The 14,926-nt window shown below is 60.5% G+C and carries 16 protein-coding genes; 4 read left to right on the top strand and 12 right to left on the bottom strand.

All coding sequences use genetic code 11. From position 1 onward, the window contains the following. Positions 1–117: 117 nt before the first annotated feature. Both HV796_RS32705 and HV796_RS32700 read left to right on the top strand, forming a co-directional pair. Positions 118–1,434: an MFS transporter gene (locus HV796_RS32705; protein WP_175232039.1), complete on the top strand. Its 1,317-nt coding sequence runs from the start codon at positions 118–120 to the stop codon at positions 1,432–1,434. Between the two features lie 187 nt (positions 1,435–1,621). Next, on the top strand, positions 1,622–2,017 hold the full coding sequence (locus tag HV796_RS32700; RefSeq protein WP_175232038.1) for a hypothetical protein: 396 nt from the start codon (positions 1,622–1,624) through the stop codon (positions 2,015–2,017). 29 nt (positions 2,018–2,046) lie between these two features. Here HV796_RS32700 and HV796_RS32695 read toward each other — a convergent pair whose 3' ends face one another. Together HV796_RS32695 and HV796_RS32690 are read right to left on the bottom strand one after the other, a co-directional pair. Beyond that, positions 2,047–2,472 (bottom strand): ester cyclase, encoded by a 426-nt coding sequence (locus HV796_RS32695; RefSeq protein ID WP_175232037.1) that lies wholly within the window; start codon positions 2,470–2,472, stop codon positions 2,047–2,049. Positions 2,473–2,505: 33 nt separating this feature from the next. Beyond that, a complete protein-coding gene (locus tag HV796_RS32690; protein ID WP_377691943.1) occupies positions 2,506–2,820 on the bottom strand; it encodes a DUF4148 domain-containing protein in 315 nt (104 codons plus the stop codon). A gap of 247 nt (positions 2,821–3,067) precedes the next feature. Between HV796_RS32690 and HV796_RS32685 the strand changes: the two genes are divergently transcribed. Further along, positions 3,068–4,096, top strand: a complete 1,029-nt coding sequence (locus HV796_RS32685) for a LysR family transcriptional regulator (protein ID WP_246356155.1) — start codon at positions 3,068–3,070, stop codon at positions 4,094–4,096. Between the two features lie 350 nt (positions 4,097–4,446). Beyond that, entirely contained in the window at positions 4,447–5,181 is a 735-nt protein-coding gene (locus HV796_RS32680) for a FadR/GntR family transcriptional regulator (protein WP_175232036.1), read from the top strand. A gap of 56 nt (positions 5,182–5,237) precedes the next feature. Here HV796_RS32680 and glcF read toward each other — a convergent pair whose 3' ends face one another. The 10 genes from glcF to HV796_RS32630 form a co-directional block, all read right to left on the bottom strand. After that, positions 5,238–6,464 (bottom strand): glycolate oxidase subunit GlcF, encoded by a 1,227-nt coding sequence (gene glcF, locus HV796_RS32675; RefSeq protein ID WP_175232035.1) that lies wholly within the window; start codon positions 6,462–6,464, stop codon positions 5,238–5,240. An 18-nt stretch (positions 6,465–6,482) separates the two neighbouring features. Further along, positions 6,483–7,550 (bottom strand): glycolate oxidase subunit GlcE, encoded by a 1,068-nt coding sequence (gene glcE, locus HV796_RS32670; protein WP_175232034.1) that lies wholly within the window; start codon positions 7,548–7,550, stop codon positions 6,483–6,485. Next, positions 7,550–9,049 (bottom strand): glycolate oxidase subunit GlcD, encoded by a 1,500-nt coding sequence (gene glcD / locus HV796_RS32665; protein ID WP_175232033.1) that lies wholly within the window; start codon positions 9,047–9,049, stop codon positions 7,550–7,552. The genes glcE and glcD overlap by 1 nt, the downstream gene beginning before the upstream one ends. Positions 9,050–9,683: 634 nt before the next feature. Then, the gene (locus HV796_RS32660; protein WP_175232032.1) at positions 9,684–10,574 is read right to left on the bottom strand and encodes a LysR family transcriptional regulator; all 891 of its coding nucleotides are present in this window, start codon (positions 10,572–10,574) and stop codon (positions 9,684–9,686) included. Between the two features lie 85 nt (positions 10,575–10,659). Continuing rightward, positions 10,660–10,926, bottom strand: a complete 267-nt coding sequence (locus HV796_RS32655; protein WP_175232031.1) for a PAAR domain-containing protein — start codon at positions 10,924–10,926, stop codon at positions 10,660–10,662. A gap of 24 nt (positions 10,927–10,950) precedes the next feature. Beyond that, positions 10,951–11,985: a hypothetical protein gene (locus tag HV796_RS32650; protein ID WP_175232030.1), complete on the bottom strand. Its 1,035-nt coding sequence runs from the start codon at positions 11,983–11,985 to the stop codon at positions 10,951–10,953. Positions 11,986–12,165: 180 nt separating this feature from the next. Then, positions 12,166–12,456, bottom strand: a complete 291-nt coding sequence (locus HV796_RS32645; protein WP_175232029.1) for a PAAR domain-containing protein — start codon at positions 12,454–12,456, stop codon at positions 12,166–12,168. Between the two features lie 35 nt (positions 12,457–12,491). Then, on the bottom strand, positions 12,492–13,007 hold the full coding sequence (locus HV796_RS32640) for a hypothetical protein (RefSeq protein ID WP_175232028.1): 516 nt from the start codon (positions 13,005–13,007) through the stop codon (positions 12,492–12,494). Between the two features lie 227 nt (positions 13,008–13,234). Then, the gene (locus HV796_RS32635) at positions 13,235–14,020 is read right to left on the bottom strand and encodes a PA3715 family protein (protein WP_175232027.1); all 786 of its coding nucleotides are present in this window, start codon (positions 14,018–14,020) and stop codon (positions 13,235–13,237) included. Beyond that, positions 14,017–14,926 (bottom strand): glycoside hydrolase family 19 protein (locus HV796_RS32630; protein WP_425497105.1); only part of this gene is annotated, 910 nt, incomplete at its 5' end. The genes HV796_RS32635 and HV796_RS32630, both read right to left, overlap by 4 nt.

The following is a 14,926-nucleotide window of genomic DNA, read 5'->3' as shown; positions in this document are numbered from 1 at the left end:
AGGCCGCGCCCTCGTCCGGCGCGGCCCGCGCGACGCTCGCGGCACGCGCACCCAGATTGCGCTACAAACTCAAGATCGCGCGGCCTCAGCAAGGCTGCGCCAGCAAAGGAGACAATTTTGGACCCCACCCTCGAAGCATCCACGATCAGCCGCATCTATCGGCGCCTTGTGCCGTTGCTGTTCATGCTGCTCATCATCAACTACATGGACCGCGTGAACGTCGGCTTCGCCGCGCTGCGCATGAACCATGAACTCGGCTTCAGCGCATCGGTGTTCGGCCTCGGCGCCGGCATCTTCTTTATCGGGTACGCGCTTTTTGAAGTGCCGAGCAATATCATGCTGCACCGCTTCGGCGCACGGATGTGGATTTCGCGCATCATGGTCACATGGGGACTCGTGTCCGCCGGGCTCGCGTTCGTGCATTCGCAGACTTCGTTTTACGTGCTGCGTTTTCTGCTCGGCGTCGCCGAAGCGGGTTTTATCCCGGGGGTGGTGGCCTATCTCGCCTTCTGGTTTCCGGTGCGCTACCGGTCGCGCGCCAATGCGGGCGTGATCATGGCCACCGCGGTTGCGTCCGCGATCGGCTCGCCGCTGTCGGGCATCCTGATGCACGCGCTCGACGGCGTGCACGGCTTCTCCGGCTGGCGCTGGATGCTGCTGCTCGAAGCGGTGCCGGCGGTGGTGCTAGGCATTTTCGTGCTGTTCTGGCTGACTGACCGTCCGCAGAGCGCGACCTGGCTGCGCGACGATCAGCGCGCGTGGCTCGTGGCCGAGCTCGAAACCGAAGCATCGAAGCTCACGAAGACGGCGAGCCTGCCGTTCATCAAGATCGCCGTGATGCCGCGCGTGTGGAGCCTGTCGCTGCTGTTCGTCTGCTTCCTCACCGCGTTCTACGGCGTGTTGCTATGGTTGCCGCAGATCGTCAAGAACATGGGCTCGCTGTCTGATTTGCAGGTTGGCTTCGTCAGCGCACTGCCATTCTGCTGCGCGGCCGTGTCGATGTATCTGGTCGCGCGTCACTCGGACCGCGTCGGCGAACGACGGATGCACATTGCGATCTGCATGGCGATTGGCGGCCTCGCGCTGCTCGCGTGTGCATTCGTGACGCAGCCGCTCGCGGGGTTGGTGCTGCTGTGCATTGCCGCAGGCGGCATCTGGGGCTGTCTCGCCGTGTTCTGGACACTCACCGGCGAATTCCTGACGGGCGCGGCGGCCGCGATCGGGATTGCACTGATCAACACGATCGGCCAGTTCGGCGGGCTGCTCGGACCGTGGCTCGTCGGCATCATCAAGGACTTCACCGGGCACTTCGGCGCGGCGCTGATCGCGCTCGCGGTGGCCGCGTTCCTTGCCGCGTTGATCGCCTTCCTGCTGCCCGAGCGGGCGGTCGTGAAGGAAAGCCAGGCGCTGGCGGAATCGAGCGCCCTGCAATGACGCAAGCATCGGGCGCGGCGTGGTGTAGGGCGTGGTGTGCGACATTGACTCGCCGCATTGCTCGCAACCCGCGCCCGAATGTGCGAAGCTTGCCGCAATTCGCGGCGGCGCATGGTTCGACGCGCAAATGCCTGAACCACCCCGCCGCGCGCTTGCTCCCGTCGCTACGCATGCCACTCACGCTCCGATGACCACCCCATCCCTTCTCGACTTCGCCACCCTGTCCGAACTCGCGTCGCGCTCGCAAGCGGCTACCGTTGCGTGCACATGCACCGCGACGCCCACCGACGGATGGCAAACGCTGCCGCTGTCGATGCCCGAAGCGCAACTGCGTGAAGCCGGCACGCTCGCCGAGCAACCGCAAGACGACGCCACCTTCGCCGAATACCACCCGAACGGCACGCGGTACTGGTCCGAGGATGCGCCGATCGCGCCGCGCTATTTCCCGTATAACCGATGCACGGTCGCTGAGTGCACCGTTTGCGGCCGCTGTTATTTGCGTTACGTTGAAGGCGGTGGTTACTTTGTCGATCAGCGCATACGGCATCTGAAAGCATCGCTGCTGGTCGATGCGGCGCTCTGAGCGCTGTTACCCGCAGGCTCGATGCCAATTCAGGCCGCACGTCTGAATCGCTCGATATTGCGCTCCACTTCAAGCGCACTGCGCTCGACCCAGTTGTGTTGCAGCAAACCGTCTTCGCGCATGTCGAATACTGCCGTGCCGGTCATGTCAATCGGCACACCGTCCGGCTCGAAGCTCATAAAGCCGTTGTTCTTGCCGGTGATCCGCCAGTGCGTGACCACACGGCGCCCGGACGCGCTCCGAAATATCTCCAGCACGTGAAACTCGAAATCGTCGATGCTCGACAGAAAGGTGGCAACCCACCTCTTGAATGCATCGCGCGAGCCGACCCGCACGCCGCCGGCCGTGAACGCGAAATCTTCGGCGACAAGCGCGTCGATCGCATTCGGATCGCGCGCCTGCCACACCCGCCGCCAAAAATCTTCGGCAATTCGCACGGAATCAACCCGGGTCATGGTCCGCTCCATTGAACTCCTGGAAAAATCGGATTACTGACCAAAGTAGATGGACTTCAGGCCCGGCGTAGCACCGCCGCCCGCCGCAGACGTACCGGCCGTGCCCGGACCATACGAGCTAGCCGCCGCGGTTTGAGCGTCGTGCGTGGCAACACGCGCTTCAGCAGCCTGAATCTGGACCGGATACGACGTTTCCGTATCGCCTTGATAGCCTGCCGCACGCAGTTGAGCCAGTTCGGCCTTTACTTGGGCACGTGTGACGGGGGAGTTTTGCTGCGCGAATGCCGCAGCCGGCGCGGCCAACGCAGAAGCCACAACAGATGCAATCAGAAGATGTCGGATGTTCATGATGAGTCACCTCGTAAAGATCAGGTTAATGCTCGACGATCCATGCGCGCTTCGCATTTCGTCATTGGTTCGAAGTGTAGTCATCACCTGCCTGACATTTAAGGGTTTACTCGGATAGAGACTCTTTACCCAGATTGCGGTAATCGCGCCGAATCATGAAGCGCCGCGCCCCCATTCTTGACACTCCTGTCTAAATATGGCAGCATCGTTCACATAGGGCGATAGTTCGCCACGGATGAGGTTCATCATGGTTGACATGGTTCACAGCATGCGCACGTTCGTGCGGGTCGTGGAAGCCGGTACGTTCACGGCCGTCGCGAAAGAGAGCAACATCACGACCGCGCAGGTGTCGCGCGCGGTCTCGCTGCTCGAAGATGAACTGCACACGCTGCTGCTTCATCGCACTACGCGGCATCTGTCGGTCACGGAAGCCGGCGCGAAGTACTTCGAACGTGCAAAACTGATTCTCGCTGAACTGGACAATGCCAACGTTGAAGCACGCAATGCGATGTCGCATGCGCATGGGCGGCTGCGCGTGCACGCGGCGCCGGGTCTCGCGCGCGGAGCGGTCACTGCAGCGCTGATCGCGTACCAGGCCGCGCACCCCGACGTGTCAGTCGACCTCGAAATCGCGCAGAGCATGCCGAACCTCGTCGAAGACGGTTACGACGTGTCGCTGATCGGTTCGACGCAATTGCCCGACTCCGGCTATATCGCACAGAAGCTCGGCTCCTGTCATGCGGTACTGGCCGCATCGCCCGACTACATCGAACGATACGGCATGCCGTCCAGCGCCGACGACCTCGCGCAGCATACGCTGCTGCGTTTGTCCTGTCCGGGTATGCCGGTCGACGAGTGGCATCTGGAAGGCGCCGGCAGCTCGACGATCGTCAGCGTGAAAACATCCCCTTTCCAGAGCAACTCGCCGGACGCAATGCGTTACGCGCTGCATTCCGGTGCCGGCATCGGCGTGGTGGCCCCGTACAACGCGGTTGACGATTTGCGCAGCGGCGCACTCGTGCGCGTGCTGCCGCAGTTGCGGGTGCGGCAAATGAACGTCTATGCGCTCTACGTATCGCGCCGTTATCTGGACGCGAAAACGCGCACGCTGGTCGACTTTCTGCGCAAACAGCTGACGCCCGCGCTCGCGCGAATCGAGCAGGAAATCGAATTGCTCGCGCAGCGCGACGTCGCGCAGCATGTGAGCGACGGTGTGGCGGCGCCAGACCGGCCGACGCAACAAACGCCCACGGCTTCCGTGCAGACCGTTCACTAACCTTCCCGGCCGGTCCGCCGGCCAACTCCTTCTCAAACGGGCGCGACGCGCCCGTGCTACTCACGCATCGGTCACCCGCCGCGCATCGCCGTCATAGCGTGCGCGTGCCTGCCACAGCCGATCAGCCGTCCCCGTCCCGCTCCCTTTCCGCCCCTTCCTGCCCCCTGTCAGCCACAATTGACCGCATTCCGGTTACTGGCTACAGTTCCCCGTTGAAAATTATTGCCGTGCTTGAGTGGGTTCCCGAACGCACAGAGCATCGGTCACGGCTGGAATATCCTGACCTCGCGACCCGCCAGCCGCACCCTCCGCCGATATAACAACCGGAAGCCAGAAGGAGCACCACGCCGATGTCCTACTCCCCGATCGTTCCGCCACCACGCTTTCGACTCTCCGACGCGGTCTGCGACCAGCTCGAGCAGTTGATTGTCGACGGAACGCTGCGGGCGGGCGAATCGCTGCCGTCCGAGCGCGATCTGGCGCAGAAGCTCAACGTATCGCGGCCGTCGCTGCGCGAAGCGCTACTGCGTCTGGAAGGCAGCAAGCTGATCCAGGCAAAGACGGGAGGCGGTTACGTCGTGGCGAATTCCACCGCGCCGCTGATCGCGGACCCGCTCGCGCATCTGATGGCGCGCCATCGCAAGGCCGCTGGCGATATTCTGGAAATGCGCGAAGGGCTGGAGGCCGTCGCCGTCGAGCTGGCGGCGGTGCGCGCCACGAAGACCGACATCCAGAATATCAAGGAAGCACTCGCCGAACTGGAAGCCGCGTTCAGCAAGGATCATCCGTATGACGTCGCCGACGGCGGCGTAACGTTGCCGCAGCTCGATGCGGCGTTTCATTTGCGGATCGCGGACGCGACGCACAATATCGTGCTCGTGCACGTAATGCACGGCATCCACAATCTCGTTCAGAAGTCGATCGAAGAGACCTACGCGACGTTCAAGAAGCGCAATGCCGATCTGTTCTATCTGGTGCAGCAGCATCGCACGATCTACGAGGCGATTCGCAAGCACGATCCGGGCGCCGCGCGCAGTGCGCTCGGCACCCACCTCGAGTTCATTCGCGAAAACGCGTCGCGTTAGGCACGCAAACGCGCCGATACGCGGACACGCGCACCCACGCACGCGATACCGCGCGCTCACACATCCGTCAGCGCCTCCTCGACGATCTCGATCCAGTGACGCACCCTGGTTCTCCCCGCACCATCCAGATGCGTCTGACAGCCGATATTCGCAGTCGCGATCAGATCCGGCTTGCCGCTCTCGAGCGCATCCAGCCTGTTATCGCGTAACCGTTTTGACAATTCCGGCTGCGTAAACGAGTACGTGCCTGCCGAACCGCAGCATAGATGTCCATCGGGCACCGCGGTGAGTTCAAAGCCAAGCCGCTGCAGTACGCCCTCCACTGCGCCGCCCAACTTCTGCGCATGCTGCAGCGTGCACGGACAGTGAAATGCGACGCGCCGCTCGGCTTCGGTGGTGCGCAACGTATTGAGATTTTCCGCCGACAGCACTTCGACCAGATCGCGTGTGAGCTCGCTGACACGCCGCGCTTTCTCCGCATAGCGCGGATCGTCGCGCAGCAGATGTCCGTACTCCTTGACGAATGCGCCGCAGCCGCTCGCGGTCTGGATGATCGCCTCGGCGCCCGCGTCGATAGCCGGCCACCACGCATCGATATTGCGGCGGGCACGCTCCAGACCCGCCTGCTGCGCATTCAGATGGTAGTCGGTCGCGCCGCAGCAGCCCGCCTGCGGGGCGTTTTCGATGCTGATGCCGAGCTTGTCGAGTACCCGCGCGGTCGCGGCATTCGTATTCGGCGACAGCGACGGCTGCACGCAGCCTTCGAGCATCAGCATGCGGCGCGCGTGACGTCGAGCCGGGCGCGGCTTCGCCGCGACGTTGTCCGCCGGAATCTTTTCGCCAAGCACCTTGGGCAACATCGGCCGCACGGCACGGCCCGCCTTCAGCAGCGTATTGAACACGCCGGGACGCGGAATCACATGACGCAAACCGGCCCGCAGCGCACGCTCGCGCAGCGGCCGTTCGATCCGGCTTTCGAGTTCGGCGCGGCCGATATCGAGCAGCGAGTGGTAACGCACGCCCGACGGGCAGGTCGTTTCACAATTGCGGCATGTGAGGCAGCGGTCGAGATGCAGTTGCGTTTTCTCAGTCGCCGCTTCCCCTTCGAGCAACTGTTTGATCAGATAGATACGGCCGCGCGGCCCATCCAGTTCGTTGCCGAGAAGCTGGTAGGTCGGGCACGTCGCGTTGCAGAAGCCGCAATGCACGCATGAGCGCAGGATTTCATCGGCTTCCTCGGCACGCGGCAAGCCGCGTGCGCGATCGGAAAGGTTCGTCTGCATGCTGTCCCTCGATTGGGCTCACAGTTCGGCGTACATCCGCCCCGGATTGAAGATGCCGTGCGGATCGAGCTTCCGTTTCAATTGCTGGTGAAAGCGCAGCAGCGGCGCAGGCAGCGGATGAAACGGTTCGACGCCCGCGGCGGGCGTGAAGCACGTCGCGTGTCCGCCGGCGGATTCGGCCGCACGCCGGACGTTCGATGCGGGCGCATTGCTCTTTAGCCAGCGCTGCGCGCCACCCCAGTCGAGCGCCGACTCGCCGGGCAACGCTGCCGCGCCGACCCCGTTCGGCACCGACAAGCGCCACAGGCACTCGGGCCCCGAGAAAAACGGCAGCCGCTGCTCGCGCAGATCGGTCCAGAACGACGTATCCATCTCGGTCCCGCCGATGCGTTGCGCCGCCGATCGCACCGACGCGGTGCCGCCTTCAAGCCGCACATACAATGCATCGCCGAGATGACACGCGCCAGTAACCGGCAACCCGGCCCGACGCCATTCGACGATCCGCTCGAGCGCATCGGCCGCGCTCATCGCGTGTCGCAAGCTGTACTGCGCGCGCGGTTTCGGCAGCACCTTGAACGACACCTCGGCGATCGCGCCAAGACAGCCGAAGCTGCCGGCCATCAAGCGCGACAGATCGTAGCCGGCGACGTTCTTCATCACTTCGCCGCCGAACCGCACATACTTGCCTTCGCTCGTCATCAACCGGCAGCCGAGCACGAAATCGCGCACCGCGCCTACCCACGGACGACGCGGCCCCGACAGGCCGCTCGCGACCGCGCCGCCGACCGTCGCCTGCCCGGCGAACTCGGGCGGCTCGCAAGGCAACATCTGGCCGGCGTCATCGAGGACCGCATTCAGCTCCGCGACCGGCGTACCGGCGCGCACGGTGATCACGAGCTCGGTCGGATCGTAGCTCACGACGCCGCGATGCCTGCGCATATCGAGCGCTTCGCCTTCGACCGGCCGGCCCAGCGATGCCTTGCTATCGCCGCCACGAATGCGCAGCGGCACACGCCGCGCCGCCGCCGCGGCGACCTGGTCGATCAGCCGGAGGCTGTCGTCCACGGATTCGAAATCGCGGCGCATCAGAAACGCTCCAGTTCAGGAAAAGGCAACGCGCCGCGATGCACGTGCATCGCACCGAATTCCGCGCAGCGATGCAGCGTCGGAATGTTCTTGCCGGGGTTCAACAGGCCCAACTCGTCGAATGCCGCCTTGACCGCATGAAACACCGTCAGCTCGTCGCTATTGAACTGCGAGCACATCTGATTGATCTTTTCGCGGCCGACGCCGTGCTCGCCGGTAATGCTGCCGCCCACTTCGACGCACAGCTCGAGGATGCGCGCGCCGAGCCCTTCGGCGCGATCCATTTCGCCGGGCACATTCGCATCGAACAGAATCAGCGGATGCATGTTGCCGTCGCCCGCATGAAACACATTCGCGACCCGCAACCCGTATTCGGTCGACAGATCGGCAATGCCTTTCAGCACGCGCGGCAGTTCGCGGCGCGGAATGGTGCCGTCCATGCAGTAGTAGTCGGGGGAAATGCGGCCGACCGCGGGGAACGCGTTCTTGCGGCCGGCCCAGAAGCGCTGGCGCTGCGCCTCGTTTTGCGCAAGCCGCACGTCGGTCGCGCCGGACTCGCGCAGGATCGCATCGACGCAGGCGATATCTTCGTCGACATCCGACTCCGCGCCGTCGAGCTCACATAGCAGGATCGCTTCCGCGTCCACCGGGTAACCGGCCTTGATAAAGTCTTCGGCGGCACGGATCGACAGGTTGTCCATCATCTCGAGGCCGCCTGGGATCACGCCCGCGCCGATAATCTTCGCGACCGCGCCGCCCGCCTTTTCGACATCGTCAAAGCTTGCCAGCAAGACTTTCGCGCTCTGCGGCTTGGTGAGCAGCTTGACGGTCACTTCGGTGACGACGCCGAGCATGCCCTCCGAGCCGGTAAACAACGCGAGCAGATCGAAGCCCGGGCTGTCGAGCGCGTTCGAGCCCAGCGTCAGACGTTCGCCGTCGATCGTGATGATGTCGACGCGCAGAATGTTGTGCACGGTGAGCCCGTACTTCAGGCAGTGCACGCCGCCCGCGTTTTCCGCGACGTTGCCGCCGATCGAACAGGCGATCTGCGACGAAGGGTCCGGCGCGTAGTAAAGGCCGTAAGGCGCGGCCGCGTGCGAGATCGCAAGATTGCGCACACCGGGCTGGACACGGGCAAAGCCGGCATCCGCGTCGATTTCGAGAATTTTGTTAAAGCGCGCCATCACCAGCAGGATGCCTTTTTCCAGTGGCATCGCGCCGCCGGACAGCCCCGTGCCCGCGCCGCGCGCGACCACCGGAATACGGCGCGCGTGCGCATACTTCAGTATTGCTTGCACCTGCTCGACGCGTTCCGGCAGCGCGACCAGCATCGGCGATGTGCGATACGCCGACAGTCCATCACATTCGAACGGACGCACTTCTTCGCGCGAATGCAGCAACTGCAGGTCCGGCAGCAATTTCTGCAGTTCCGCCACGACCGTGTCCCGATCGTGCGACTCGAGCGCTCCATCGAGCTTCTCGTCGTATAGGTAACTCATCACGTCTCCTTCAGCCCGCCAAGGATGCCGCTGCGTGCCGCGGACGCGTTGCGTCGCTTACGCCCCGCTTGCATCTGCAACCACCCGCGCGCTGCCATGCTCTCGAAACCCTTCATTTGGTCTACTGGTCGACCAGAAGACCAAGTCGTTCATGCTAGAGACCTGTCAGCCCCTCGCAAACCAGTAGAAACCCTGGCATCGCGTCGGCGTCACGCGGCACCTCACTCCTGCGCGGGTAAACATCGCACGTCCGTAAAGATTCCGCAGATTGAGGCCGATGTACCGCGCTGATCGGGCGCCTCGCCGGTTGGCGCACTTCGCGGCGCCGCCGGTTCCGTGGGCGCACGTCAATCCCCGGCGTCGCGCGTCGGGTCGCATCGGGAGTTCGGCAGCAGCGCCGGCGAGACGCGTATCGAGTGACCCTTTTCCGCCGATGAAATACTCTTGCGCATACTTGCGGCCGCGATTGACCACGCCATAGAACGCCACGCGCTTGCCGTCGGACAGATGCAGGGGCGTGAGAATCACGACATATCGGTCGAATGCTTGACATAGCCGCGCGGCTTCACCAGCGCGTTTTTCTGGTTCACGATGCGGGCATCGGCGCGGCTAATGGTCGGGGATTGCAGCGCGGCTAGTCTGCTTCGGCGGTCAACATGTCGATCAGTTCGCGGGAGAACTGCGGCAAGTCCTTGACGCTGCGTACGCAGATCTTCAGCTTGCGTTCTGCCCATGCGTCGTTCAGGTTAACGATCTTGATGTTCATCGTGTTTGCGTGCCGCAATGCGACCGAGCCCGGCACGATGCCGATACCGACGCCTGCTGCGATCATCCGGCACGCGGCCTCGAAATTGCCGACCTGAATGCGCAGCTTGATGCGCCGGCCGAGCGCATCGGCGGCGATGTTGATGAACGAGTGAATCGCGCTAGACGTCGGCAGACCGATATAGTCTTCGTCGAGCGTCTCCGCGAAATCGACGGTGTCGCGTTGCGCGAGCGGATGATCGAGCGCCGTGACGAGCACGAGATGATCGTCGCGATACGGCAGCGTTTCCAGGTGGCCCGTATCGACGTTACCCGCAACAATGCCGATATCGGTCGCGCCTTCAGTGAGGCCTTTGACGATCTCGCCGCTTAACACTTCGCGCAACTCGATGTTGACATCCTGATGCTCGCGTAGAAACTGGCTTAGCACTGCGGGAAGGAATTCGCTGATTGCGGTGGTGTTTGCCCAGACTCGTACGTGTCCTTTGATGCCTTCGCCGTAGTCCTGCATGTCGGCGGCAAGACGCTCGGTCTCTTCGAGCACGAGGCGCGCGTGGCGCACGAAGGTCTCGCCGGCAGGCGTGAGCGTCATGCCCTGGCTCGTGCGGTAGAGCAGACGAAACCCGAGCCCTTCTTCAAGGTTCTTCACGCGGTTGCTTGCGGCCGGCGCGGATAGATGGCAGCGGCTCGCAGCGCGCGCGAGGTTCTTTGTGTCCGCCAGCGCGGTCATCAGGCTCAGGTCGACGAAGTCGAAGTGCATGGAGGGGTAGGCGTGGGGGTGCGGAAAAATGGGTATGGTAGCGCGATCTATTCCCGTCCGGGCGCTGCCATGGCACGGCCAGCTCTCAGGTCCAGACAACCAGATCGTCCTGCGACGCCATCACGCGCGGTTTCGGTTCACACTCGCAGTTGCAGATGTCCCAGTGCAAAACGGGTTGTTTGTCCAGCATGCGATCGTCTGGGCGTTCACCACTGGGCGTGATGATGCCGACCGTTTTGCATACTGGACACGAGACCTTCGCGTACAGGTAACTGAAGCAGCGGCCCAGCGACTGCATGTCGGGATCGCCCTCGAGCACGAGGCCGCCGCTTGTCGTTTTGTCGAACTGCATGGTGTACGCGCGTCGTGGCATGGTTCAGGCACCTATCCATTCCCAGCGCAACCTGTCACACGCAGGGAATTTCCTTGAGGTCGGCATGATCTGACCGGCCCTGCATTGGATGACTTCATCAAGGCTGTCATCGTAGGTGAAGAACGTGATGTTTGATTTAACGCGCGCAAACCAGCACCCGCTACGCGGACAGGGCTCACCCGGATCGCACCGGATATCTGGCGCGAACACATCAGGTAGTGAATCAGCCTCCCAGACCCATCCATACCCCTCGTCTATAACGCGAATCTTCTGGCCGCGTTCGTCCTCGATGTTCGCTGTGCCGACGAATTTCGCCAGATCTGCCATGCCGAGCGCCAGCTCACCCGCGCTAAACCTTTGCAGAAAGCGACTGCGTTGCACGGCATTCGGAACGAGACGGTAGCGGCCGGTTTCGGCAAACTGTTCGCCGGGATAGACGGGCTGCGATGACATCGCTTCGCGCTTCTGGGCCTCGTAGTTTTCACGCTCGCCGGGGGTTGACGGGTAGTCGTGGTCGAAGGTAACGGTAGCGGGTTTGCTACGGTCGGAATGAAAGTCGACATAGCCCAGGCTGGGTATCACATCAGGGGCACGGGCATTCGTAACAACGAACACATTCAAGCGATAGGTACCGCGCGGCACCTTCGCGTCCGGCACGACAAGAAACTTGAAAGTAACTGCACTTCCAGCCGATATCGTCACTTTTCCATCGACGAATTCCGTTTTGTTGGCCAGAGGCAATCCAGCAAGAGTGGCACTCCATTCATTTTTATTGTCGGTACCTGATCCCCCAATACTGAACGCGTAACGTCTCGAGGATGGCCACTGATCCGACGTTCGCAACGTGATTGGATATCGCCCGCTGTTAATAAACCTTACTGCTACGAGCAATCTATCCTTTTCGCGCTCGACGCTTGATACCTCGGCATCGACCTTGACGATCGCACGACCGAGGCAAGGGGATCTTCGAAGTTTCTCGGGGGGCGTATTGGGGATTCGCCGAACATCGGCGCGAGTATGCGTCTGTGGCGTCGTCACAAAGAAAACGTCCGAGGGGCGAAGGCATCATTCCGCGTCGTTGACCCCATGCATGGAAGTGGACAGGAATAACAACACGGTTGTTAGCGGTAGCGCTTGCATAGCGCTCGCCAGTCTGTGGGCGACGCGCATATGCGAGGTGTGACCGGTACACCGCAATCGTTTCTTCTGTGACTTGGTTCAACGATACCGCGTTATCGTCAAGGTACCGAAGCCAAGACACGGGGGTTCCGAACAGTTGCATACGCACCAATCGCCACTGAGCGCCGACATTCGACCATCCGGGCCTCGATCGCGCGCACCGGCGCCGTTGCAGACGATCTTGCCTGTGCTGCTGCATTTTGCGCAGCGTACAAGGTCGCCTTCGTAAGCGACAGCGCGATGCTGGAGCGTATCGCGAGTGGAGGTGGCGATGACAAGGCCGCCGGCAGTCGTGGTGTCGCCGTTGCAGATGTCGTAGCGAATGCTCATGTATTTTCCCTGTTGGTGTGTGCGGCAGTCGATGTTTAGCCGATGAGGACCGCGTAGGGCACGATGTGCCACTGTTCGAACTCCGGATCGAAGAGCGCGGCCTCGACGCATCGCGAGATATCCCCTTCGGTCACTTTCATTGACGCGACCGCCCGCGTCACCACATCGGTCACGCGCCGCGAACTCCATTTCGTCACGTTGCGATACGCTTCGCGCCATGCGAACAATCCGGCGCGTTCGTGAAGGCTATCGATCTGGTCGAGCGCCTCCTGACTGATCTCGAAGTACGCGGGCGGAGTTGAAGTATTTGTGCGATGAACGATACGGCGCGCGAGCACAGCCAGTCCACCGTCGGGTCGTAAAAGAATCTTCCCGTTACGGACTGGCCACGCAAGACGAAGGTCGGCGGTCAGCCCTTCTCCGTCCGCGGTACGAAATGCTTTGCGGTCGATCCAGCCCGCGTGCGTCACGTCAAAGCGCCTACCGATAAGCGAGTTGTGCGTGGATTGGAGAGACGTAACAACCCACTGCGGCGCCGGTTTCGTCGTCATCGCCTGCGACCTGCACTTTCCCGTTCTCTGCCGGGCAGCAGAGGACGTAGGTTGGAAAGAGCGAGAAGTAGCGGATCTGCTGGCTGCTGGTTGGGGGAGGCGTTCGGTTCAATTTACTCTCTACGGAGGCAAAAACTGATAACCTGAAATGGAATGCTTTTTTCCTTTTTTACTCGAACGAGACTGGCAAGCCGCCTGGAATCCTGTACACATTTCCATTTGCAGTATCAATCCAACGGGGCTCGCAAAACATCTGGAATTCTGTACGCAATACCATCAAATTCGAGCATATATTTCTCAGACCCGGATTTTCTATTAACCGCATTGCAATTCGTCTTGTCCCTGGATGACTCAAAATACCTTGTTTTTCTGTTGATCAAAAGGTCTGAATATCCATTAGACACAGATTTACCTATCGCAATGGTAGATTCACTATTGACTCCATCAACATTGCATTGGCCATCACCCTCCACAAAATAAGATGACATCAAAATCCCGTCTATAATTTTCTTGAGTTTATTCTGTTCCAATATGTAGAGATTCATAGACTCCATGCGGAAGCTACTTGCGCTCGAACCATTTCGACGGGTGAGCCTAACCCCAAAAGCCAGTATCGATTCGCGAATTTTGTAATTTGCCGTGTCAATCTCAACTAAATCGGGCGTAACCGAATTCACAACAAACAGTTTCCGCTCATCAGATTTACCGACAATTGCCTTCCGGGCTTCGTCAATAACGACCACTGTAAAGCCAAAATATTGCGATCCAGCCCTATCGCTCGGAATTTCATATTGATACGGAACAACGATGATAGATTTATCAAGCCTCTGCTTCCACACCTTGCACTGTGAGTGCAACGTATCAAAACTAATATTGATAGCACTGAATTTCTGAGTTAGCGATGATCTGATATTATTTTGCACCATGCTGGTGACATTATTTGCGAACTCACCGCACGCCGAAGCGATCGAACAAATCAATGAAAGAAGCACTGTTAAAGTTATTTCTTTCATTGATCGATTTCCCTAAAAATTCTATTATTTAAGATATTGTGAAAATTATCACGACGATTTGCATAGCTGCCAGTATGTTTATTGACAGCACGTGTGATGTCGTCGACCTGTTGGTCCATGTTTGCAGGCGTTGTCTGGTCAGCAATTTCATAAAGTCTGGCGTTCAGCCAGAAGAAAACAGCCGATCTGACGCCATATTTCATCTGAGCGAGCAGATCCGGATTTCGCAAGAAGTCAACGTTTTCACCGGGCCATATTGAAGAATAGGCAGAATTGAACTCCCGATAGTTGTATTTACCCGTTAATTGCTTCAACCCACGCCCTCTGTAACGCCATCCGTCACCGCTATCGATTGAACCATTGCCAAGCGACGCGACTCCTGAAATGCCGTTATAAGCTCGGTTGGCTATTTCCTGCTGATCGGCCTCGTGAGTGGGGGTTTTCCCATACGCTTCTGCTTCAGATGGTCGATTCCGGAAATACATGAAGTTTTCCTTTAGACCAGCAGGGGAGTAGCTCAGTACTTCCACAAGCCAAAATGCAGGACCGACCTCCTGACGCACCTGAGCGAAAAAGTGTGCAAGTCGAAGCTCGGTATCTAACCGGTAATCGGCCATGTTGGCATTAATTTCATTCGCCAACTCCGTCAATCGGTCATCGGACACTGAAGGACCGCTCCAAATTTTTCTCAGCATCGCTACGGTGATAAGGGGTTTTCTCGAGAAATTCCCCACCAGCGCAACCGGATGAATATGATGCACAACCGGACTATCCGGAAACCCTTCAACCTTGCCTTTCACCTGGTCCCACCACTGCAGCTTGCCGACCCGCTCGAGCTCACACTCCCAGTTCACGCGCGCATTGCGCATCAGCGGCGTGATCGCCTCCCAGCGCGCCATGTTGCCG

The organism is Paraburkholderia humisilvae, assembly GCF_902859855.1.
Taxonomy (GTDB): domain Bacteria; phylum Pseudomonadota; class Gammaproteobacteria; order Burkholderiales; family Burkholderiaceae; genus Paraburkholderia; species Paraburkholderia humisilvae.
The sequence above is the reverse complement of the archived record's forward strand: the minus strand, read 5'-3'. Positions and strand labels throughout refer to the sequence as shown.